The organism is Mesorhizobium sp. M0571, assembly GCF_040320985.1.
In the GTDB taxonomy this organism is placed as follows: Bacteria; Pseudomonadota; Alphaproteobacteria; order Rhizobiales; family Rhizobiaceae; genus Mesorhizobium.
Map to the genome: position 1 here is coordinate 160,627 of NZ_JAMYQT010000013.1, position 19,400 is coordinate 180,026.

21 protein-coding genes and 1 pseudogene are annotated in these 19,400 nt (G+C 64.4%); 7 read left to right on the forward strand and 15 right to left on the reverse strand.

The genetic code is table 11. The annotated features are described in order from the left end of the window. Nucleotides 1–203: 203 nt before the first annotated feature. On the forward strand, nucleotides 204–953 hold the full coding sequence (ubiG, locus tag NKI85_RS17525) for a bifunctional 2-polyprenyl-6-hydroxyphenol methylase/3-demethylubiquinol 3-O-methyltransferase UbiG (RefSeq protein WP_352525029.1): 750 nt from the start codon (nucleotides 204–206) through the stop codon (nucleotides 951–953). A 3-nt stretch (nucleotides 954–956) separates the two neighbouring features. Here ubiG and NKI85_RS17530 read toward each other — a convergent pair whose 3' ends face one another. Next, nucleotides 957–1,847: a DMT family transporter gene (locus NKI85_RS17530; protein ID WP_352525028.1), complete on the reverse strand. Its 891-nt coding sequence runs from the start codon at nucleotides 1,845–1,847 to the stop codon at nucleotides 957–959. Between the two features lie 101 nt (nucleotides 1,848–1,948). Between NKI85_RS17530 and NKI85_RS17535 the strand changes: the two genes are divergently transcribed. Next, nucleotides 1,949–2,434: a MarR family winged helix-turn-helix transcriptional regulator gene (locus NKI85_RS17535; protein WP_352525026.1), complete on the forward strand. Its 486-nt coding sequence runs from the start codon at nucleotides 1,949–1,951 to the stop codon at nucleotides 2,432–2,434. A gap of 39 nt (nucleotides 2,435–2,473) precedes the next feature. On the opposite strand, the gene NKI85_RS17540 is transcribed toward NKI85_RS17535, so the two are convergent. Together NKI85_RS17540 and NKI85_RS17545 are read right to left on the reverse strand one after the other, a co-directional pair. Beyond that, complete coding sequence (locus tag NKI85_RS17540) at nucleotides 2,474–3,127, reverse strand: Vgb family protein (RefSeq protein WP_352525024.1); 654 nt, start codon at nucleotides 3,125–3,127, stop codon at nucleotides 2,474–2,476. A 9-nt stretch (nucleotides 3,128–3,136) separates the two neighbouring features. Next, nucleotides 3,137–4,357: a helix-turn-helix domain-containing protein gene (locus NKI85_RS17545; protein ID WP_352525023.1), complete on the reverse strand. Its 1,221-nt coding sequence runs from the start codon at nucleotides 4,355–4,357 to the stop codon at nucleotides 3,137–3,139. Between the two features lie 160 nt (nucleotides 4,358–4,517). Between NKI85_RS17545 and NKI85_RS17550 the strand changes: the two genes are divergently transcribed. After that, the gene (locus NKI85_RS17550; RefSeq protein ID WP_352777107.1) at nucleotides 4,518–5,300 is read left to right on the forward strand and encodes an SDR family NAD(P)-dependent oxidoreductase; all 783 of its coding nucleotides are present in this window, start codon (nucleotides 4,518–4,520) and stop codon (nucleotides 5,298–5,300) included. Nucleotides 5,301–5,444: 144 nt separating this feature from the next. Here the strand turns inward: NKI85_RS17550 and NKI85_RS17555 are convergent, their stop codons facing one another. The 4 genes and pseudogenes from NKI85_RS17555 to NKI85_RS17570 all read right to left on the reverse strand — a co-directional run bounded on the left by NKI85_RS17555 (nucleotide 5,445) and on the right by NKI85_RS17570 (nucleotide 7,850). Next, entirely contained in the window at nucleotides 5,445–5,870 is a 426-nt protein-coding gene (locus NKI85_RS17555) for a DUF1178 family protein (RefSeq protein WP_352525020.1), read from the reverse strand. Further along, nucleotides 5,867–6,733 (reverse strand): carbon-nitrogen hydrolase family protein, encoded by an 867-nt coding sequence (locus NKI85_RS17560; RefSeq protein WP_352525018.1) that lies wholly within the window; start codon nucleotides 6,731–6,733, stop codon nucleotides 5,867–5,869. The genes NKI85_RS17555 and NKI85_RS17560 overlap by 4 nt, the downstream gene beginning before the upstream one ends. A 10-nt stretch (nucleotides 6,734–6,743) precedes the next feature. Then, nucleotides 6,744–7,013 carry a glutaredoxin 3 gene (gene grxC, locus NKI85_RS17565; protein WP_352525016.1) on the reverse strand — a complete coding sequence of 90 codons (270 nt, stop codon included), beginning with the start codon at nucleotides 7,011–7,013 and terminating at the stop codon, nucleotides 6,744–6,746. A 37-nt stretch (nucleotides 7,014–7,050) separates the two neighbouring features. After that, nucleotides 7,051–7,850 (reverse strand): annotated as a pseudogene (locus NKI85_RS17570) (ComF family protein). Nucleotides 7,851–7,904: 54 nt separating this feature from the next. Here NKI85_RS17570 and NKI85_RS17575 point away from each other — a divergent pair. Beyond that, nucleotides 7,905–8,777 carry a class I SAM-dependent methyltransferase gene (locus NKI85_RS17575; protein WP_352525014.1) on the forward strand — a complete coding sequence of 291 codons (873 nt, stop codon included), beginning with the start codon at nucleotides 7,905–7,907 and terminating at the stop codon, nucleotides 8,775–8,777. A gap of 5 nt (nucleotides 8,778–8,782) precedes the next feature. Here the strand turns inward: NKI85_RS17575 and NKI85_RS17580 are convergent, their stop codons facing one another. The 5 genes from NKI85_RS17580 to argJ form a co-directional block, all read right to left on the reverse strand. After that, a complete protein-coding gene (locus NKI85_RS17580; protein WP_352525013.1) occupies nucleotides 8,783–8,962 on the reverse strand; it encodes a Flp family type IVb pilin in 180 nt (59 codons plus the stop codon). Between the two features lie 110 nt (nucleotides 8,963–9,072). Then, on the reverse strand, nucleotides 9,073–9,390 hold the full coding sequence (locus NKI85_RS17585; protein WP_352525012.1) for a hypothetical protein: 318 nt from the start codon (nucleotides 9,388–9,390) through the stop codon (nucleotides 9,073–9,075). A gap of 126 nt (nucleotides 9,391–9,516) precedes the next feature. Then, nucleotides 9,517–9,939, reverse strand: a complete 423-nt coding sequence (locus NKI85_RS17590) for a (deoxy)nucleoside triphosphate pyrophosphohydrolase (RefSeq protein ID WP_352525011.1) — start codon at nucleotides 9,937–9,939, stop codon at nucleotides 9,517–9,519. Beyond that, nucleotides 9,936–10,715 carry a GNAT family N-acetyltransferase gene (locus tag NKI85_RS17595; RefSeq protein WP_352525009.1) on the reverse strand — a complete coding sequence of 260 codons (780 nt, stop codon included), beginning with the start codon at nucleotides 10,713–10,715 and terminating at the stop codon, nucleotides 9,936–9,938. The genes NKI85_RS17590 and NKI85_RS17595 overlap by 4 nt, the downstream gene beginning before the upstream one ends. Continuing rightward, on the reverse strand, nucleotides 10,715–11,956 hold the full coding sequence (argJ, locus tag NKI85_RS17600; RefSeq protein ID WP_352777114.1) for a bifunctional glutamate N-acetyltransferase/amino-acid acetyltransferase ArgJ: 1,242 nt from the start codon (nucleotides 11,954–11,956) through the stop codon (nucleotides 10,715–10,717). Before argJ ends, NKI85_RS17595 begins: the two co-directional genes overlap by 1 nt. Nucleotides 11,957–12,149: 193 nt before the next feature. Between argJ and NKI85_RS17605 the strand changes: the two genes are divergently transcribed. Beyond that, nucleotides 12,150–13,364 (forward strand): caspase family protein, encoded by a 1,215-nt coding sequence (locus NKI85_RS17605; RefSeq protein WP_352525215.1) that lies wholly within the window; start codon nucleotides 12,150–12,152, stop codon nucleotides 13,362–13,364. 3 nt (nucleotides 13,365–13,367) lie between these two features. On the opposite strand, the gene NKI85_RS17610 is transcribed toward NKI85_RS17605, so the two are convergent. Continuing rightward, a complete protein-coding gene (locus tag NKI85_RS17610; RefSeq protein WP_352525007.1) occupies nucleotides 13,368–13,604 on the reverse strand; it encodes a putative antibiotic biosynthesis monooxygenase in 237 nt (78 codons plus the stop codon). A gap of 110 nt (nucleotides 13,605–13,714) precedes the next feature. Here NKI85_RS17610 and NKI85_RS17615 point away from each other — a divergent pair, with 110 nt between their 5' ends. Continuing rightward, a complete protein-coding gene (locus tag NKI85_RS17615; protein ID WP_352525005.1) occupies nucleotides 13,715–14,371 on the forward strand; it encodes a TetR/AcrR family transcriptional regulator in 657 nt (218 codons plus the stop codon). Between the two features lie 67 nt (nucleotides 14,372–14,438). On the opposite strand, the gene NKI85_RS17620 is transcribed toward NKI85_RS17615, so the two are convergent. Further along, nucleotides 14,439–15,356, reverse strand: coding sequence for a peptidylprolyl isomerase (locus NKI85_RS17620; RefSeq protein ID WP_352525003.1), 918 nt, complete (start codon nucleotides 15,354–15,356; stop codon nucleotides 14,439–14,441). A gap of 251 nt (nucleotides 15,357–15,607) precedes the next feature. On the opposite strand from NKI85_RS17620, the gene secA reads away from it, so the two are divergent. Further along, a complete protein-coding gene (secA, locus tag NKI85_RS17625) occupies nucleotides 15,608–18,340 on the forward strand; it encodes a preprotein translocase subunit SecA (protein ID WP_352525002.1) in 2,733 nt (910 codons plus the stop codon). A 263-nt stretch (nucleotides 18,341–18,603) separates the two neighbouring features. On the opposite strand, the gene tnpC is transcribed toward secA, so the two are convergent. Then, on the reverse strand, nucleotides 18,604–19,400 hold a 797-nt coding region (gene tnpC, locus NKI85_RS17630; RefSeq protein WP_352777119.1), incomplete at its 5' end, for an IS66 family transposase.

Consider the following 19,400-nt stretch of genomic DNA (forward strand, 5'->3'; position numbering starts at 1 on the left):
GAACACGATGTCTCTGCTTCGTCCGCCAGAGCATGGGTGTTTCCTTCCGGCACACCGTCAACTGACATGTGCTGACATAAATGCAGCTGGCGAAAACGCAACGCTGGCGGGCATCACAGGCTACGCGCAGTCAGGCCGTGAATTTCGCGCCTTGACATTCGCAGCCTCGCGCCCGACTTCCTAGCGTCCGAGGAGACCACGCCATGCCAGAGCCCCGACGATCGACGATCGATGCCGGAGAGGTGGAACGCTTTTCCGCCCTTGCCGCCGAATGGTGGAACCCCAACGGCAAGTTCCGCCCGTTGCATAAGTTCAACCCGATCCGGCTTGCCTATGTCCGTGACCAGGTGGCGGCCCGCTTTGGCCGCGATCCGCGTGCGGCACGGCCGTTCGAAGGCCTGCGCTTCCTCGACATCGGCTGCGGCGGCGGGCTTTTGTGCGAGCCGATGGCGCGGCTTGGCGCCGAAGTGGTCGGCGCCGATGCCTCCGCCACCAATATCGAGGTAGCAAAACTGCATGCGGCGGAAGTCGGCGTGAGCGTTGATTACCGCGCCACGACCGCGGAAGACCTGGCCGACGCCGGCGAAAAATTCGATGTCATCCTCAACATGGAAGTGGTCGAGCATGTCGCCGACATCGACCTGTTCGTGGCCAAATGCGGCGAGATGGTCAAGCCTGGCGGCATCATGTTCGTCGCCACCATCAACCGCACGCTGAAGGCTCTTGGCCTGGCTATCATCGGCGCCGAATATGTACTGCGCTGGCTGCCCCGCGGCACCCACCAGTTCGGCAAGCTGGTGCGCCCCGAGGAGCTCGAAAAGGCGCTTGCCGGCGCCAGCCTGACCGTCATCGACCGCACCGGCGTCACCTATAACCCGCTCGCCGACCGCTGGCAGCGGTCGAAGGACATGGACGTCAACTACATGGTGCTGGCGGAGAAGGCATCCGTCTGAAACTTACGCCTTCTGGCTTTGCGCCTTGGTGGTGATGAACACGCCGGCGGTGATGATGACGGCACCAGCCCAGGTCAGCAATTGATAGCGCTCGTCGAGGAAGAGCGTCCCGGCAAACAGCCCGACCGCAGCCGCCACATAGCCGATCTGGCTGAGATAGACCGGGCCGCCGACCGCTTGCAGCCGGAAGAAGAAGGCGAACATCGCCGAGGCCGATGCCGCCTGTGCTGCAGCGACCAGCGGCACGCTGCCGAGCGAGCCGAATGCGTTGCCGCCCAGCAGAACCAGAATGCCGGCAAGCAGCATCGCGGCCGCTGCCAGATGGCTGCCGACGGCAAGCTCGATCGGGCCGGTGCCTTCGGGCCAGTCGATGGTGCGGTAGATGTTGCCGGCGGCAAGGCTGACGGGGATGAGCAGGCCCATCGCAACCCAGAAAAATTCGGCTGGCTGGCCCGCTTCGCCGCGCGTTACCGCCACCATGACCGCCCCGACGAAACCGACGGCAATGCCGACGACGCCCAGCGTGGTGGGGCGCCTGACCCCGAGCAGCATCGAGAACACCAGCGTGACGACCGGCGACAGCGTGAACATGATGCCGCTGTAGCCGGCGCCCAGATGCGGAATGGCCGAAAACATCAGCAGATTGGGGATAGCGTAGGAGACGGCCGCAGTGACCAAGAAATAGCGCAGCCTGTGCGGCGTAAGCCGGATGCGCTGCCCGTTGAGCAGCAATGCGCACAAAAGCACGCCGCCGGCACCGAGCGAGATGACGAAGGCCCAGATCATGGCGGGGACGCCGGCCGCCGTCGCGATTTTGCCGAACGGCAGCGTCAGGCCGAGCAGTCCGCCGGTGACGACTAGAAGGCCAAGCGCCGAGTCCCAGAGAAATTTCATCGCACCGTCCCGTCGCCTGTTCGCGGCCCTTGGCCAATACCACAAGCTGAGGTAAGATAATAGAAATATTCTTCACGTTGAGATACATAACGGTGAGAGACATGGATCGCGCAGCAAAAGCGATCGAGCAATGGAAAAAGGAACGGCCGGATCTCGATGTCTCGCCGATGGCCGTGCTCGGACGGTTGAACGAGGCCGCCTCGCTGATCGCGCGAGAGCGGCTGGCGCCGCTGTTTGCACGTTACGGACTGCAATCCGGAGAATTCGATGTGCTGGCGACGCTGCGTCGTTCCGGGTCTCCATACGCGCTGACGCCGACGGCTCTGTACGAGGCGACGATGGTGACGTCGGGCGCGATGACCAACCGCCTCGATCGGCTCGAGAAATCCGGCTTGATTCTGCGCGGGCCGCATCCGAACGATCGGCGCGGGATTGTCGTGCAGCTGACCGAAAAAGGTCTGGCGTTGATCGACGAGGCAATCGCCGCGCACGTTGCCAACGAGCACCAGATACTTTCAGGCCTGGCACGCCCAGAGCAGATCATGCTGGCACGCCTGCTCGAAAAATTGATCGCGAGCCTAGGCTAACCCAACCGGCCAAGAGGGCCGGCCGAGAGGGTGGAAAGCTCAAATCCTGGTCGCGGAACCTCGCTTGGGCCGGCGAACGGCTCTGACCTTGCCGCTGTTGCCGCCGCCACAAAAAAACTGGTCGCCGCCATCGGATTCGAGCCCTGACACGCCTGTTCCCGGCGGCATATCGAGCTTCTCCAGGACCTTTCCCGTTTCAGGATCGATCCGCCTAACATCACTCTCCTCACCCTCCCAGGTGCCATGCCACAGTTCGCCGTCGACCCAGCTGACCCCGGTGACGACGCGATTGGAAACGATGGTGCGAAGGATTGCCCCTGTCTCGGGATCGACCTGATGAATCTTTCGGCCCCGATGCTGCCCGACCCAGAGCGTTCCTTCGGCCCAGGCGAGCCCGGAGTCACCGCCATTGCCGGGCGCCGGGATCGTCGCCAGCACCTGGCCAGTCTTCGGATCGATCTTCTGGATGCGATCCTCGGCGATCTGATAGAGGTGCTGGCCGTCGAAGGCCGTCCCAGCGTGTGCCGCGACATCGATCGAGCGCACCACTTTGCCGCTCGCTGGATCGAAGGCATTCAATCTGTCGCCTGACGCAAACCAGACATGCTCGCCGTCGAAGGTAACGCCGTCCACGTGGTCGACACCCGGAAAGGGCCCGTATTCTCGGAGGATTTCGGCTGCGGATCGTTCCATGATTGTATCCTAGTAGCCCGGCAGTGGACCGGGGAGTAACAAGATTGTCGGGAAACCCGGCACCGGCGGGGTCATCCAGCGACGCGCTCGCCCGCGGCCGAACGACTGCACATTGCCGGCCTGGGCGAGCTGCTCGAGCGCCCGCTGCACGGTACGCGAACTGGCGCCAAGCGCAATCGCCAGGGCCGAACTCGACCAAGACTCGCCGTCGGCGAGGAAAGCGAGCACCGCGGCATGATCGTCCTCGACGGGCGGCGCCAGCACGACGACCTCGCCGGCGCGGCGCGGCGCCAGCGCAAAGCCCCGCTTCGTCGCGCTCACATCGGCCAAGCTCCGAAGCTCCGCGCGAAGCCGCCCGACTTCGACCCGTAACCGTGCGCGATGTGATTCGTCCGCGTCCTTTCCCCGGAAAGCGCGCGCGATAAGCGTCGATCTTGCCACGTCCCCCGGCCAGGCTTCGCCCAGCGCACGGGCCAGCGCGAACAGCACCGGGCGGGTCGCCAGCGAGACGACAGTGTCAGCGACCCGCACGACATTGCGGCATGCATCCACCACGAGCGCCTCCGACGCCAGGAGCGCTTCGACCTCGTCGAGCAGGAGGGGCCGTTCCTCGCCACGGGCGATAAGGCGTGCCGCCGGCGTGTCCAGCACCAGCGCTGCGCTCTCCACCTCCGCGATCAGCGCGGGAATGCCGGCCGCGCGCGCCGCCCGCGCCGCCACGCCAAGTGCGGCGCGCGCAGGACCGGTCCGCAAGCGGCGGATGGCGATGCCGGCGACAGCCAGTTCGTGGGCGGCCCGCGATGCGGGTGGCAGCGGCGAGGGATCAAAGCCGTCCAGCCTGCGCTCGGCTTCGTCGAGATGGCCGATCAAGAGCAGGCGCCGAACCTCGAGGTTGCGCGCATGCGCGGCGTTGACGCGGTCGCCATGCTTTTCAAGCGTCGCCCGCGCGGCGTCGAGTGCCTTGGCCGGCCAGGTGAGGTCGCGCGAGACGAGCGCGATCTCGGCCTCGGCGACGACACACCTCGCGCGGGCCACGGCCTCCCTCGGGCTGAATGCGCGCGCCGCCCTCTTGAGGAGAACCTTCGCTCGAACCAGGTCACCAAGCTGCGCCATCGCGATGCCTCTGAGCGCAAGCGCCGGCGCGTCGTCACGCAGCGCAACCCGCTTCAAGGCGCCGAGCGGATCGCCCGCCGCGAGCGCGTACGCCGCGGCCGTGATCAGCGAGTCCATCGGAATCCCGTCACACTTGTCACTCCCATGGCTTCGATATCCGGCGCTAAGTCCATCTCACCAACCCAGTCGTAGCGAGAACGGCCACTGTAGCCAACCTGAGTTGCGCCGCGATTGTGCACTGAGTTCGAACGCAACGATAAGCACTAGGAGAGACGCAATGAAAATCGAAGGTACAACTATCCTGGTAACTGGAGCCAATCGGGGCATCGGTCGGGCACTGGTCGAGGAAGCCCTGAGCAGAGGCGCGAAGCGCGTCTTTGCCGCAACCCGCAAACCCCTGGCCCACTCGGATCGGCGTGTTACGTCCCTGGCCATGGATGTAACGAACGCTGCGCAGATCCGGGAAGCCGTCGAGAAGATCGATGCTCTCGATATCCTCATCAACAACGCCGGCGTATCGCCCTTCGATGACCTCAGCGACCGTCGTGTGCTCGAACAACAGCTCGCCGTAAATCTCTTCGGCTCGTATGATGTGACTCAGGCTCTGCTGCCGTTGCTGGCTCGGTCCCGGGGAGCGATCGTCAACATTCTGTCGCTGGCCTCGATTGCCGCCGTGCCGTTCAGTCCGGCTTACTCGGTCTCGAAGGCGGCCTCATTCTCCCTGTCACAGTCGTTGCGCACCCTCTTGGCCGGACGGGGTGTCAGCGTCCACAGGGTCCTTCCTGGCCCGGTAGACACAGACATGACACGGGGTCTGGACATAGCGAAGGCCTCTCCGGAGTCTGTCGCACGGGCAATCCTGGACGGAGTGGAGAACGGCGAGGAGGAAATCTTCCCCGATCCCATGTCGGAGTCCGTGGCGGAAGGCTGGCGCAACAGTGCGGTCAAGGCGCTTGAACGCCAGTTTGCAGCATATGCGGAAGCAAGCCCGTCAAGCAGTAGGCATGAAAGAAGGAGCGAAACGATTACCCGCGAGGCCCATCCTTGCTGCTCGGCCTGAAACTACGAGCGCTTGTGCAGGGGACGGCAGCATCGCCGCCCGCGGCGCCCCCGGTCGGCTGTCGCTGGCGGCGGCGCCGACCTTCACGATCATGGCGCTGCCTGGCGGAGAGATGCCTCGTTATGTCCGGAGCAAGTTGACGGATCAGTTGCGGTCGTCGGGAAAGCTTGGAATCGGCAAGAACTCGACGCCGTCCTCGGCGAGGCTCTTGGCCTCCTCCAGCGTCGCCTCGCCATAGATGCCGCGCGGATCGCTTTCGCCGAAATGGATCTTGCGCGCTTCCTCGGCAAATTTGTCGCCGACATAATCGGCGTTTTCGCGCACCTTCTCCGCCATCGCCTTGAGCTGGGCCAGCGCCTGCTTTTGCGCCTCGCCCATGGCCAGCGCGATCTTTTCCTGGCTGCGCCCGGTCGAGACGGCGGGCGCCATCAGCGCCTTCTCGACCTTGTGCGAGCCGCAGGTCGGGCAGTCGACGAAGCCGCGCTTCTTCTGGGTGTCGAAATCGTCGTTACTGCGGAACCAGGCTTCGAATTCGTGCTCATGCTCGCAGATCAGGGAAAAGCGGATCAAGAGGCAGCACCCCTAAGACGCGGCGCCTCCGCCGAACCGGCGTTGACCGCAAAATCGCGTGCGTTCTTGAGGTTCGGTATCTTCTTGCGCGCGGCGACGGACTGCGCCGGGTCGATTTCGGCGACGATCACCGCCGGCTCGTCATGCGCCGCCTCGGCGATGACGCGCCCCCAGGGATCGACGATCAGTGAATGGCCATAGGTTTCGCGGCCGTCCTCGTGCAATCCGCCTTGCGCGGCGGCAACGACATAGGCGCCGTTCTCGATGGCGCGCGCCCTGAGCAGCACATGCCAATGCGCTTCTCCGGTCTGGCGGGTGAAGGCGGCGGGCACCGAAAGCAGATCGGCGCCGGCCAGCGCCTCGGCGCGGAACAGTTGCGGAAAGCGCAGATCGTAGCAAACCGCGAAGCCAAGCTTCGCAGCCTCGATTTCGGTGACGACGGCTTCCGTCCCCGGCTCATAAGCGGCGGATTCGCGCCAGCTCTCGCCATTGTCTAGATCGACGTCGAACATATGGATCTTGTCATAGACGGCAAGGATTGCGCCGTCCGGCCCGAACAAAAGCGCGCGGTTGGCGAGCTTGCCGTCGGCGCGCAGAATGGCGGTCGAGCCGATATGCAGGAAGATGCCGAGCTCTTTGGCCAGCTTCCGCGACGTCGAGACGATGATGTCCTTGTCCTCGGAGGTGAACGAGGCGGCCCGTGCTTGGCTGTCGCGGATCAGCGCGCCGGTCATTTCCGGGGTCTGGATATAGGTCGCGCCAAGGCCTGCCGCCTCGCGCACCAGCCGTTCCAGATCGACCGCATTGCGCTCCGGGCTGGTTCCCGAACGCATCTGGATCGCCGCCGCCTTGAAAGCACCCATGGTCATGTCCTTATCTGGTCGAGCCGTTGGCGAGCAATTTGTCCAGCCGTCCTTCCGCCTCCAATTCGTGGAGATCGTCGGAGCCGCCGACATGCGTACCGCCGACGAATATCTGCGGAAAGGTGGAACGGCCGTGGGCGCGGGAGATCATTTCCTGACGCAGTTCCGGCGAGAAGGAGGCATCGTGCTCGGTATAGGCGACACCCTTCCTGTCGAGCAGCCGCTTGGCCGCCGTGCAATAGCCGCACATCATCCGCGTGTAGATCGTCACATCGACCATCGGTCAGCAATCCTGCCTCGTTCCGCTGTCATATAGGCTATATAGGCGCCGATTCGTCTGCCCGAAAGTCCCCTGGCAGCACGCGTGCGAAGGTCAGTACGTCGACCGCGCCGGCACCGCCCTTCTTCAACGCCTTGGCGACCGCGCGGACGGTGGCGCCGGTGGTGTAGACGTCGTCGATCAGCAGCACCCGGCGGCCGGCGATTTCGATCTCCGCCTCATCCGGCACTTTGAATGCGGCGCGGACATTTTCCTCGCGTTCCGGCCGCTCCAGCCCGACCTGCTGGCGCGTGAGTTTTACGCGCTTGATGGCAGAAGGCGCGAAAGGCCGATCCCCGAGCTGCGCCACCGCCCGCGCCAGTTCCGCCGACTGGTTGAACTGCCGCCTGAAGAAACGTCGCCAGTGCAGCGGCACCGGTACGATCACGTCGGCCTCGGCGACGAGCTCGGCACCGGCGCGAAGCATCCAGCGCGCCATCCACGGCGCCAGATCGGTGCGGTCCTGGTATTTCAGCCCTTGCACCATCTGGCGGGCAACGCCGGAATAGGCGACCGCCGCCCGCGCGCGCTCGAAGGGGGCTGGTCGGCTATTGCCTCTGCCGACAGGAACCCCTCGCCCATATTGTGGGTGAACGGCGTGCCCATCACCGGGCACCACGGCCGTTCCAGCAGCCTGAGTTTCGGCCAGCAGGCGCCGCACAATACGCCCGGCTGCGAGACATGGCGACGGCAGCCGGCGCAGACCGGCGGGAACAAATGGCGCGCCGGCCAGCCCAATGCCTTTCGGGCAATGCTCTTGATCGCAATACGCTTGATCTCTGGCATCGGATCGGCCACGTGGTTGGTCCTCCGCATCACTATATCAGAGAGCGAAGAACAAGGACCTGCCCATTGCAGCCTGTAATCGACACTTCGCTCTGGCTGGCGCGCAAGCGCCGCGCACTGGCCCGTCCCATCGCCGGGGCGGATTTCCTCATGCGGCGGGCGGCCGAGGATCTTGCCGACCGGCTCGGCGCCGTCGAGCGTAGGTTCGGCAACGCAGCCTCATTGTTTTGCCAGACGCCGGCAGCAGTCGAGGTGCTCGCCGAAAGCGGGAAGGTGACGGAAATCGTGCGCGTGGAGGCCGACGCCGCTTTCCTGGATGGCCGGTCGGGACTGGTGGCGCCGCCGGAAACCGTGCCATTCGAGCCGGAAAGCCTCGATCTTGCGGTGTCGCTGCTGTCGCTGCAGGCGATGAACGACATTCCCGGCATGCTGGTGCAGATCCGCCGGGCGCTGAAGCCGGACGGGCTTTTCCTCGGCGCATTCGCCGGCACTGGGACGCTTTCCGAAATGCGCGAAAGCCTGCTTGCGGCCGAGACCGAGCTCTACGGCGGCGCCAGCCCGCGTGTCATCCCGTTCACCGACGTCCGCGACGCCGGCGCGCTCCTGCAGCGCGCCGGTCTGGCGCTACCGGTTGCCGACGTCGAGACGATCACCGTGCGCTACGATTCTCTGTTTGGCCTGATCGCCGATCTGCGCGCCATGGGCGAGACCAGCGCGCTCATCGACCGCAGCAGACGGCCGGGCACGCGAGCGCTGTTCGCGCGCGCCGCCGAAATCTATGCGGAGCGGTTTTCGGACGCCGATGGCCGCGTCAGGGCGAGTTTCTCGATGGTCTGGATGTCAGGCTGGGCGCCCGATGCCTCTCAGCAAAAGCCGCTGAAGCCGGGCTCCGCAAAAATATCGCTGAAGACGATCCTGGAAAATCCCGGCGGCCCGTAAGCGGATTACTGCGCAAAAGCGTTGGCAAGCCTGCTGCTATTGTCGCTGAACAGCCACTCGATCGCGCCGGCAGCCCGGCCGATGCCAGTGACAATGGCAAGCGACAGCACGGCAACGATCAGACCATATTCGATAGCCGTCGCACCCCTCTCGTCTTCTAAAAATCGTTGCAGCAAGATTTTCATGGGCGCCGATCCCTCTTGCCGCAACCTAGCGTCGACCCCTTAAGAAAGGTTAACGCGACAGGCTTAACGGGCAGTGAAACAGCTGCATTCTCGAGATCTGTCGACGAACGTCAGCAGTCGCCGCTGCTTCTGCCATTGGTGCGTATCATACAGATCGAACTGGGCAGCGGCTGCAGCACACTCTTGCGCAGCGTGTAGCTGTCGCGCTTGCCGATCGAGCCGGTGCTCATCGTGTCAAGACCGCTGGTAAAGCTATCGCGGGCAGATTGCGACCGGGTTCGGCTGTCGAGGTAGGGTGTCGCGATCAAGGCCAGAGCCACCGCGGCCGAGCCGAACAGCAGGGTGATGCGCAATATTCCCATGCCGGCATTAGCGGCGCCAGGAAGGCGGTCGGGCCAAGGCGAGTCCCAGTCCTTGTCGAGGCTCATGCAATCGCTCCCCAGCGGTGGAATCGGCGTAACCGCCTTGTGTCAATTTTTCACGGCCAGATAAATCTTTCATTAACGCTGCTGATATCGCGTCGCGGAGATGCCCGGTTTACAGGAGGTCGACCGTTACAGCAGATCGATGAGGAACTGGATCAGCGGGGCATCGGCCGGCGGCATTGGAAAATCGCGCATCTGGCGCGGCCGCACCCATTTCAGCACCTGCCCTTCCTTCGGCTGCGCAATGCCGCGGAAGCGACGGCAGACGAACAGCGGCATCAGCAGGTGAAAATCATCGTAGGAATGGCTGGCAAAGGTCAGCGGCGCCAGGCAAGGGATATCGGTCTCGATGCCGATCTCCTCGTACAGTTCGCGGATCAGGCATTGTTCCGGCGTCTCGCCGGGCTCGACCTTGCCGCCCGGAAACTCCCACAGGCCGGCGAGCTGCTTGCCTTCGGGCCGCTGCGCCAAAAGCACGCGTCCGTCGGCATCGACCAGCGCGCACGCGGCGACCAGGAGCAGGCGCTTGCCGACCGTGCTCGAACCGCTCATGCGCCGGATGGCCGGCGATAGTGATAGCGATAGACTTCGTCGAATCCGAGCGAGCGGTAAAGCGCCAGCGCCGGCGCGTTGTCCGCCTCGACTTGCAGCCAGGCTTCCCGCGCCCCGCGCAACCGCGCCCATTTCAGCGCCGACCGGATGAGGTGGCGGCCATGGCCCTGGTTGCGCACCGATCTGTCGGTGGCGATCTCGAACAGTCCGGCAAGGTCGCCGTCATGCACGCAGATCAACGTTGCCAGCGGCTCGCTGCCGTCCTCCAGCGCAAACAGCCCGGCCTCCGGCTGGATGGCGCCGACGATTTCCGACAGGCCTGGCCGCAGCGACACATCCGAACCGCTCACCTTGAGCGCCGCGCCGATGAAACGGCTGATGTCCTTCAACGGAATCTGGTCCATGGCATCGTCGAGCGCGGCGTCCGCCAGCGGCAGCCGCATGACCAGCGACTCGGCGAATGTGCTCCAGCCCTCGCTGTCGAGGTACTTTGAAAGATCAGGCCCCGACAGCGGCGAGATGCGAAAGGTCAGCGGCCTGCCATAGGCGTCGAAGCGGCGGCTGGCGCGACCGATGCGCTCGGCAATGTGCTGGATGTCGCCCGGATCGAGCGGATTGACCGAATTCAGCCGCTTGGCCGGATGGCCGGCCGTCAGCCGCACCACCCAGGTGCCGTCATAATGGACGGCGGCCGCAGGCCAGGCGCGAAAGCCCGCCGCCTCATAGCGGCGCACGATCGCCAACACGCTTGCCGGATGTCTGGAAGCCAACGTCATCAGCTCCGATAATCGCCATTGATGGCGACATATTCCTTGGTGAGATCGCAGGTCCACACCGTCGCCTTGCCGCGGCCGATGCCGATATCGGCGCGGATGCGGATCTCGTCGCGCTTCATATACGCCGAAGTCGCCTCTTCGGAATAGGCCGCGTCGCGCTCGCCCTGATACGCCAGACGGTTGTCGCCGAACCAGATCGACAAAAGGTCGCGGTCGGCCGGTTCACCGGCCTTGCCGACGGCCATGACGACACGGCCCCAATTGGCGTCCTCGCCGGCGACTGCCGTCTTGACCAGCGGCGAATTGGCGATCGACAGCGCGATGCGCTTGGCCGAGCGGGCCGATTTGGCCCCGGTGACGGTGACCTCGACCTGCTTGCGGGCGCCCTCGCCGTCGCGCACCACCTGCAGTGCCAGCGATTTCAGCACCTTGCCGAGGGCACGGCGGAACGCACCGAGGCGCGCATCCTTGGGGTCGGAAATTGCCGGCGCGCCGCGCCTGGCGGCAGCACCTGTGGCGAAGATCAGCAGCGTGTCGCTGGTCGAGGTGTCGCTGTCGACGGTCACCGCGTTGAAGGTCTTGGCCGTGCCGCGCGACAAAAGATCCTGCAGCACCGGTGCTGCGATCGGCGCATCGGTGGCGATGAAGGAAAGCATCGTCGCCATGTCGGGCGCGATCATGCCGGCGCCCTTGGCGATGCCGTTGATGGTGACATCGGCATCGCCGAGCTTGACCGTTGCGGTCGCCAGTTTGGGGTAGGTATCCGTGGTCATGATCGCCTTGGCGGCCTCGGTCCACAATTCCGGCCTGCCGTCCTTGACCAGCCCGGCCAGCAGATGGCTGAACTTGCCGGTGTCGAGCGGTTCGCCGATGACGCCGGTCGAGGCCAGAAACACCTCGCCCGCGGTGCAGCCGGCAGCCTTCGCCGCCGCCTCGCCCGTGAGTGCCGTCGAGGCGCGGCCTTTCTGGCCGGTAAAGGCATTGGCATTGCCGGAATTGACGACCAGCACCCGCGCCTTGCCCGCCGTGAGATTCTGCCGGCAGAAGTCGACCGGCGCCGACGGGCATTTCGACCTGGTGAACACGCCGGCGACGGAGGTGCCGGCGTCGAACACCATGGCCAGCAGGTCGGTGCGGTTCTTGTATTTTATGCCTGCCTCGGCGGTGGCGATGCGTGCGCCCTCGATGGCCGGCATCTTGGGATATTTCTTCGGCGCGAGCGGCGAAACCTGTGCGGACATGGAAGACCCCGGGGCGGGAAAAATCGCGAAAGGAACGCCGGTTTGCCCGATAGCGCGCGCCGGCGCAAGGCGTTTTCACAGCCGTTACGGGTGCCGGACGCCTGACACTGCCTCATGCCGCAAGCAAGGCTGTTGCAAATTTGTTGGGATCGCTGCGGCCGATAGCGCTATGGTCCTGCCCATGGGCAGGCGTGTGGTCTTGGCACTGGCGTTTCTAGGCTTTCTGCTGTTGCGGGCGGATGCGCAGACGGCGCGGCGCGTGGCGCTTGTGGTCGGCAACGGCAGCTACGCCGAAGCCGGCACGCTGGCCAATCCCGTCAACGATGCGCTCGACATTGCCGACAAGCTGCGCGCCATCGGTTTCGAGGTGATCGAAGGCAACGATCTCGGCAAGCGCGAGCTCGAACGCAAGATCGGCGAATTCTCCGATGCGCTGCAAGGCGCCGGTGCCGGGCTGTTCTACTATGCCGGCCACGGCCTGCAGGTCGACGGACGCAACTTCATCGTGCCGGTCGACGCCAGGCTGGATATGCCGGTCAAACTGCAGCTCGAGGCGGTACCGATCGACGAGGTCCTCGACATTATGGAGCAGCAGACCAAGGTCAGCCTGGTCTTCCTCGATGCCTGCCGCAACAACCCGTTTGCCCGAAGTCTCAGCCGCAGCGCCACGACCCGGTCGGCGACGGCCCTCGCCGGCCTTGCCCAGTTCGAGTCGACGCGCGGTTCGTTCATCGCCTTCTCGACGGCGCCCGGCGCTGTCGCAATGGACGGGACGGGGCGCAACTCGCCCTTCGCCGCCGCGCTTTTGCGGCATATGGCCGAGCCTGGCCAAAGCATCAACGACATGATGATCGCGGTGCGCCGCGACGTCGTTTCTGAAACGCGCGAGGCGCAGCGTCCCTGGGAGCAGGGATCTCTGCTCGAGCGTTTCGAATTCGTGCCGGGCGGAGACACTGCCCAGCAACCGAAACCGACCGTCAGCCCGGCGCCCGCGTCTGAGGTCGCAGCGCTCGAGCGCTCCGTCGGCGACAGGAGCGCCATCGAGAAATTCCTGCGCGACGACTATCTGGCGCCTGATGCCAGGGCGATGCGCGAGACCGTCAAGCGGCTTTACGGCTCGTCCGCCACCATCTACGGCACCCGCTACGACAGCGAGGCCATCGTCAAGGTCAAGACCGACTGGTTCGCACAATGGGCGTCGTGGTCGTTCGATCTCGAGCCCGGCAGCCTTGAGGTGACGCCGCACGGCAAGGACCGCGCCGATGCGGTTTTCGCAATGAGCTACGACTATGTGCCGAAGGACAAATCGGCGCAGCGCCTGACCGGCAAGGCACGGGTGACGCTGGAACTCGTCATGACTGACGGCGAGTGGCGCGTTGCGTCGGAAACGTCGCAAGCGCTGAAATGACCATCACCGGACGGCTGGGTTGATGAACCCGCGAAAAGCCCGCTGCACGCCCGGAATCAGTCCCCAGATCATGATCGAGACCATCAGCGGCGCGATGACCAGCGTGCGCTGCCAGATCTGCCATTCCTCGGTCAGCGGAAAGATCACGTACAGAATGGCAGTGATCAGCGGGTAGACGCCGAGCAGCACCAGCAGGGCGAAGCGCAGGCGCGAAAAACGCGTGGCGGCGGTCGATGTCATTGCTGTTCTCCTTATCGTTACGGAACGTTCCGTTATATAAAACGGATCGTTTCGTTTCGTCAAGAGGCCGTGTATGATGGCTATTGAAAATCATGGGCAAGGAGGATGAGATGGACGAAACCGCTGATCCGGGTCGCAGGTCGGTCGGCGCACGGCGCAGCCCCGAGAGCGCCGACGCCATTCTCGACGCCGCCGAGGCAGTGCTGGTCGAAGCCGGCTATTCCGGCTTCTCGATCGAGGCGGTGGCGCGGCGGGCGCGCGCGGGAAAACCAACGATCTATCGCTGGTGGCCAAGCAAGGCCGCCCTGCTGCTCGACGTTTATCAACGGCAAAAGCGCGTCGACAATCCCGATACCGGGAACCTGGAGGAGGATCTCGTCGGCTTCCTGAAGAGCTTGTTCGCGCACTGGCACGACACATCGTCGGGCAGCGTGTTCAGATCGCTGATCGCCGAGGCACAGTCGGATGAAAACGCCGCCGCCGCCCTTGCCGAATACGCGAGAGGGCGTCGTGCCCATACCGGCCAGATGGTCGAACGCGCCAAGGCAAGGGGGGAAGCGGCTGCCGACGTCGATGCCACTGTCGTCGCCGACCTGATCGCCTCGTTTGCCTGGACCCATCTTCTGACAGACCGCCTGGACGAGGACGAAGCGACCTTACGCAAGGCGGTCCGCTATGTCTTGAAAGGCATAGTCGCTGACGATGCCGGCGACGCCACGGCGGTCCGGCGGAGGCGTCGACGCGTCATCGGTCGCGCCCCCAGGTAGAGCGACAGGGCGGCAACGCGCCCTGTCGTAGCTCAATCTGCGGACTGGGCTCAGCCCGCAGGCCGGCCTACTTGGCACTTTCCAGTGCGTCGACCGTCTTCTTCAGGTTCGCATCGGGGATGTCGACCTTGGCGTTGGCGCGCAGCGACTTGACCAGCGCGAAATACTTGTCGCGGATGACCGCCTGGCGCGCCTGGTCCTTGACCTCGTCGAAGGCCGGCGGCTGCTTGGTGCGCTTGTCCTCGACCTTGATGACGTGCCAGCCGAACTGCGACTGCACCGGCTGCTCGGTATATTTGCCGACCGCCAGCACAAACACAGCTTTGTCGAATTCCGGCACCATCTGGCCGGGCCCGAACCAGCCGAGATCGCCGCCGCTGGTCTTGCCGCTCGGATCGCTGGTGTGCTCGTTGGCGAGCTTCTGGAAATCGGCGCCGCCATCGAGCTGCTTGATGATGGCGTCTGCCTCTTCCTTCGTCTTCACGAGGATGTGACGGGCGTGCACCTCATTGGTGGGCGGCGTATTGGCGATTTCCTGGTCGTAGCGGGCGCGGACCTCGGCATCGGTGACCTTGTTGACGACGCCCTTTTCGACCATTTCGCCATGCAGCGCGCGCTGCTGCAGGAACGCCATGCGGCGCTGGAACTCGGGATCCTTGTCGAGGCCGGTGGTCACCGCCTGAGCCGCCATCACCCGGATTTCGATCGCCGCCGACAGCGCCGCGGCGCGACGTTGCTCGGGCGGAAGCTGCGCGAACTGCTGCGACAGCTCGCCCTCGGCAAGCCCAAGGTCTGCCTCGGTCAGCGTCTGGCCGTTGATGGTGGCGACCACGGCGTTCGGATCGACCGGCTTGGCCGCCGGGGCGGGTGCTGCCGGCTGGGGAGGGGCGGCTTCCTGCGCCATCAACGGCGACAGCGAGAGGGCCGACAGCCCGAATGCCAGACCAAGGCTGGCGAGCGACGCGCGGCGGAACAATACGGACATTACGATTATCTCCAAAGCGGGGTAGCTAGAACGGAATGGCTTCCAGACCAGCAGGATTGTGGCGGAATTTGGCGCGCTCGACAGGGCGAGCGCGGCGTTGACATCGAATGAGCCCCCTCTTATCTGTCCAACGACTTTGCGTCCAGAACCGTTTTCCGGGCGCTTTTTGCGTTTGTCCGCGTTCATGTGGATTTGATGGGGCCGGCCGGCACCCGTCGCAATGACTTGGAAGCTATCGAAAGGACCATTGGATGGTCAGTCTCGGCGGTCTCGCCCGTAAGGTTTTCGGCTCCTCCAACGATCGTCGGGTCAAATCGACCCGGCCGCGCGTCGAGGCGATCAATGCCATGGAAAACGAGATGCAGGCGCTTTCCGACGCCGAGCTTCAGGCCCGCACGGACAAATTCCGCCAGGACATCGCCAACGGCGCCAGCCTCGACGACCTCCTGGTGCCGGCCTTCGCCACCGTGCGTGAAGCCGCCCGCCGCGTGCTCGGCATGCGCCCGTTCGACGTGCAGCTGATCGGCGGCATGGTGCTGCACAATGGCGGCATTGCCGAGATGCGCACCGGCGAAGGCAAGACGCTGGTGGCGACGCTGCCGGTCTATCTCAACGCACTCGCCGGCAATGGCGTTCATGTCGTCACCGTCAATGACTATCTGGCCACGCGCGACTCCGAATGGATGGGCCGCGTCTACAAATTCCTCGGCTTCAAGGTCGGCGTCATCGTCCATGGCCTGTCCGACGAGGAGCGCCGGGTCGCCTACGCCGCCGACGTCACCTACGCCACCAACAACGAACTCGGCTTCGACTATCTGCGCGACAACATGAAATACGAGCGCGCCCAGATGGTGCAGCGCGGCCACAGCTACGCGATCGTCGACGAGGTCGATTCGATCCTGGTCGACGAAGCGCGCACGCCGCTGATCATTTCCGGTCCGCTCGAGGACCGTTCGGAAATGTACAACACCATCGATACCTTCATCATCCAGCTGCAACCGCAGGACTACGAGATCGACGAGAAGCAGAAAACCTCGATCTTCACCGAGGAAGGCACCGAGAAGCTGGAGAACATGCTGCGCGATGCCGGCCTGCTCAAGGGCGAGTCGCTCTACGACGTCGAGAACGTCGCCATCGTCCACCACGTCAACAACGCGCTGAAGGCGCACCGGCTGTTCCAGAAGGACAAGGACTATATTGTCCGCAACGGCGAGATCGTCATCATCGACGAGTTCACCGGCCGCATGATGCCCGGCCGCCGCTATTCGGAGGGCCTGCACCAGGCGCTCGAAGCCAAGGAGCATGTGGCGATCCAGCCGGAGAACCAGACGCTCGCCTCGGTCACCTTCCAGAACTATTTCCGCCTCTACAAGAAGCTCGCCGGCATGACCGGCACGGCGCTGACCGAGGCCGAGGAATTCGCCAACATCTATAATCTCGACGTCACCGAGATCCCGACCAATCTGCCGGTCATCCGCATTGACGAGGACGACGAGGTCTACCGGACGGTCGAGGAGAAATACAAGGCGATCGTCAAGGAGATCAAGGAAGCCCGCGCCAAGGGCCAGCCGACGCTGGTCGGCACCACCTCGATTGAAAAGTCGGAGCAATTGGCCGAGCGCCTGCGCAAGGAAGGTTTTAAGGATTTCGAGGTGCTGAACGCCCGCCACCATGAGCGCGAGGCGGCGATCGTCGCCCAGGCCGGCAAACCCGGCGCCATCACCATCGCCACCAACATGGCCGGCCGCGGCACCGACATCCAGCTCGGCGGCAATGCCGACATGCGCATCGCCGACGAGCTTGGCGACATGCCGGCCGGCCCCGAGCGCGAGGCCAAGGAAAAGGAAATCCGCGACGACATCGCCCGGCTGAAGGAAAAGGCGCTCGCCGCCGGCGGTCTTTACGTGCTCGCCACCGAACGCCATGAATCGCGCCGCATCGACAATCAGTTGCGCGGCCGCTCGGGCCGCCAGGGCGACCCCGGCCGGTCAAAATTCTTCCTGTCGCTGCAGGACGATCTGATGCGCATCTTCGGCTCCGAGCGCATGGACGGCATGCTGCAGAAGCTCGGCCTCAAGGAAGACGAGGCGATCATCCACCCCTGGATCAACAAGGCGCTGGAAAAGGCGCAAAAGAAGGTCGAGGCCCGCAACTTCGACATCCGCAAGAACCTGTTGAAATATGACGACGTCTCGAACGACCAGCGCAAGGTGGTGTTCGAGCAGCGCATCGAGCTGATGGACGGCGAAGGCCTGTCCGAGACCATCACCGAGATGCGCGAGGGCGTCATCGAGGAGGTCGTCGCCAAGAACATCCCCGAAAACGCCTATGCCGAGCAGTGGAACGTCGCCGGCCTCAAGGCCGAGATCGCCGAATTCCTCAATCTCGATTTGCCGATCGAGGACTGGGTCAAGGAAGAAGGCATTGCCGAGGACGACATCCGCGAGCGCATCAGCCAAGCCGCCGACGCCGCCGCCAGGGAGCGCGCCGAGCGCTTCGGTCCCGACGTGATGACCTATGTCGAGCGTTCGGTGGTGCTGCAGACGCTCGATCATCTGTGGCGCGAGCACATCGTCAATCTCGACCATCTGCGCTCGGTCGTCGGCTTCCGCGGCTATGCCCAGCGCGATCCGCTGCAGGAGTACAAGGGCGAGGCGTTCGAGCTGTTCCAGGCAATGCTGGGCAATCTGCGCCAGGCCGTCACCGCGCAATTGATGCGCGTCGAACTGGTCCGCCAGGCGGCCGACGCGCCGCCGCCCGAAGCCCCCGACATGTTCGGCAGCCATATCGACGGCTTCACCGGCGAGGACGATTTCGACGGCGGCGAGACCGCACTTCTGGTCCGCCAGGAGACCAACGCCACCGTCGCCCCCGAAGACCGCGACCCGAACAACCCGGCGACCTGGGGCAAGGTCGGCCGCAACGAGGCCTGCCCCTGTGGTTCAGGGAAGAAGTACAAGCATTGTCATGGGGCGTTTGCGTAAAGCACCCACTCCCCTTCTCCCCGTCATACGGGGAGAAGGTGCCCGAAGGGCGGATGAGGGCCGGCGCCAGCGTTGGCGATTAGCCAATCTCCCCACCTGAGGGGGAGATGGCCGGCACGCCAGAGAGGGGCGCTGTCCCGCCGACACCAAAATACGTGTTTCAGTTTGAAATCTAATAGCCGGGTGACGCACGCGCTGAGGTCCGCGCTGCATAAGATCGGAAGCTGCTTAAGTGGGTAAAGAGTAAGCGCCTCGCCGATCACCTATGGGTTTGGGCTTGATGTTTTCCGGAATCGCCAGGGCATGAGTTCCTCGATCTGGCTCTGTGGATGGCCGTTGATGATGGCCTCGAGGGTTTCGGCGAGGTAGGCAACGGGATTGACGTCGTTGAGCCTGCAGGTGGCCACGACGGATGAGAGCAGCGCCCAGTTTTCGGCCCCGATCTCATGGCCAGCAAAGAGAGCATTTTTTCTGGTCAAGCATACGGGCCGGATGGCGTTTTCGACCGGGTTGGTGTCGAGCTCGAGCCGGCCGTCGCCGAGGAAGCGGGTGAGCCCTTCCCAATGGGCAAGACCATAGCGGATGTCTTCGGCCAGCTTTGAGCCCGAGGAGATCATCGACAATTGCTTTTCAAACCACGGCTTCAAGGCGGCGATGATCGGGGTGGAGTACTGCTGTCGGGCGGCGAGCCGAGCTTGTGGCGTCATGCCGCGCACCGTCGCCTCGACGGCGTAGAGCGTAGCGATCTGGCGCACGGCAGCTTCGGCGATCGGGGACTTGGTGTTGCGCGCCAGCTTCACAAAACGTCGGCGCAGGTGGCTCCAGCAATGGACGAGCAGCCACGGTCCTTGTGGCCGCTCCAGGCGTGTCAGCCGGTCATAGCCCTCATAGGCGTCAACCTGCAGGAACTGTCCGCCGAAGCCTTGAAGGAAGCGTTCGGCATGCTCGCCGCCGCGCCCCGGCGCATAGTGGAACAGCACGATGGGCGGGCCTTGGCCACCATGGCCGCGATCATCGGAGGCGATTGCCCAGAAGAAGCCCTTCTTGACCTTGCCGCGTC

Bases quoted from the DNA above. Each gene is read 5' to 3' on its own strand.
- ubiG (WP_352525029.1), top strand. From the start codon at position 204: ATGCCAGAGCCCCGACGATCGACGATCGATGCCGGAGAGGTGGAACGC.
- NKI85_RS17530 (WP_352525028.1), bottom strand. From the start codon at position 1,847: ATGAAATTTCTCTGGGACTCGGCGCTTGGCCTTCTAGTCGTCACCGGC.
- NKI85_RS17535 (WP_352525026.1), top strand. From the start codon at position 1,949: ATGGATCGCGCAGCAAAAGCGATCGAGCAATGGAAAAAGGAACGGCCG.
- NKI85_RS17540 (WP_352525024.1), bottom strand. From the start codon at position 3,127: ATGGAACGATCCGCAGCCGAAATCCTCCGAGAATACGGGCCCTTTCCG.
- NKI85_RS17545 (WP_352525023.1), bottom strand. From the start codon at position 4,357: ATGGACTCGCTGATCACGGCCGCGGCGTACGCGCTCGCGGCGGGCGAT.
- NKI85_RS17550 (WP_352777107.1), top strand. From the start codon at position 4,518: ATGAAAATCGAAGGTACAACTATCCTGGTAACTGGAGCCAATCGGGGC.
- NKI85_RS17560 (WP_352525018.1), bottom strand. From the start codon at position 6,733: ATGGGTGCTTTCAAGGCGGCGGCGATCCAGATGCGTTCGGGAACCAGC.
- grxC (WP_352525016.1), bottom strand. From the start codon at position 7,013: ATGGTCGATGTGACGATCTACACGCGGATGATGTGCGGCTATTGCACG.
- NKI85_RS17580 (WP_352525013.1), bottom strand. From the start codon at position 8,962: ATGAAAATCTTGCTGCAACGATTTTTAGAAGACGAGAGGGGTGCGACG.
- NKI85_RS17585 (WP_352525012.1), bottom strand. From the start codon at position 9,390: ATGAGCCTCGACAAGGACTGGGACTCGCCTTGGCCCGACCGCCTTCCT.
- NKI85_RS17590 (WP_352525011.1), bottom strand. From the start codon at position 9,939: ATGAGCGGTTCGAGCACGGTCGGCAAGCGCCTGCTCCTGGTCGCCGCG.
- NKI85_RS17595 (WP_352525009.1), bottom strand. From the start codon at position 10,715: ATGACGTTGGCTTCCAGACATCCGGCAAGCGTGTTGGCGATCGTGCGC.
- argJ (WP_352777114.1), bottom strand. From the start codon at position 11,956: ATGTCCGCACAGGTTTCGCCGCTCGCGCCGAAGAAATATCCCAAGATG.
- NKI85_RS17610 (WP_352525007.1), bottom strand. From the start codon at position 13,604: ATGACATCGACCGCCGCCACGCGTTTTTCGCGCCTGCGCTTCGCCCTG.
- NKI85_RS17615 (WP_352525005.1), top strand. From the start codon at position 13,715: ATGGACGAAACCGCTGATCCGGGTCGCAGGTCGGTCGGCGCACGGCGC.
- NKI85_RS17620 (WP_352525003.1), bottom strand. From the start codon at position 15,356: ATGTCCGTATTGTTCCGCCGCGCGTCGCTCGCCAGCCTTGGTCTGGCA.
- secA (WP_352525002.1), top strand. From the start codon at position 15,608: ATGGTCAGTCTCGGCGGTCTCGCCCGTAAGGTTTTCGGCTCCTCCAAC.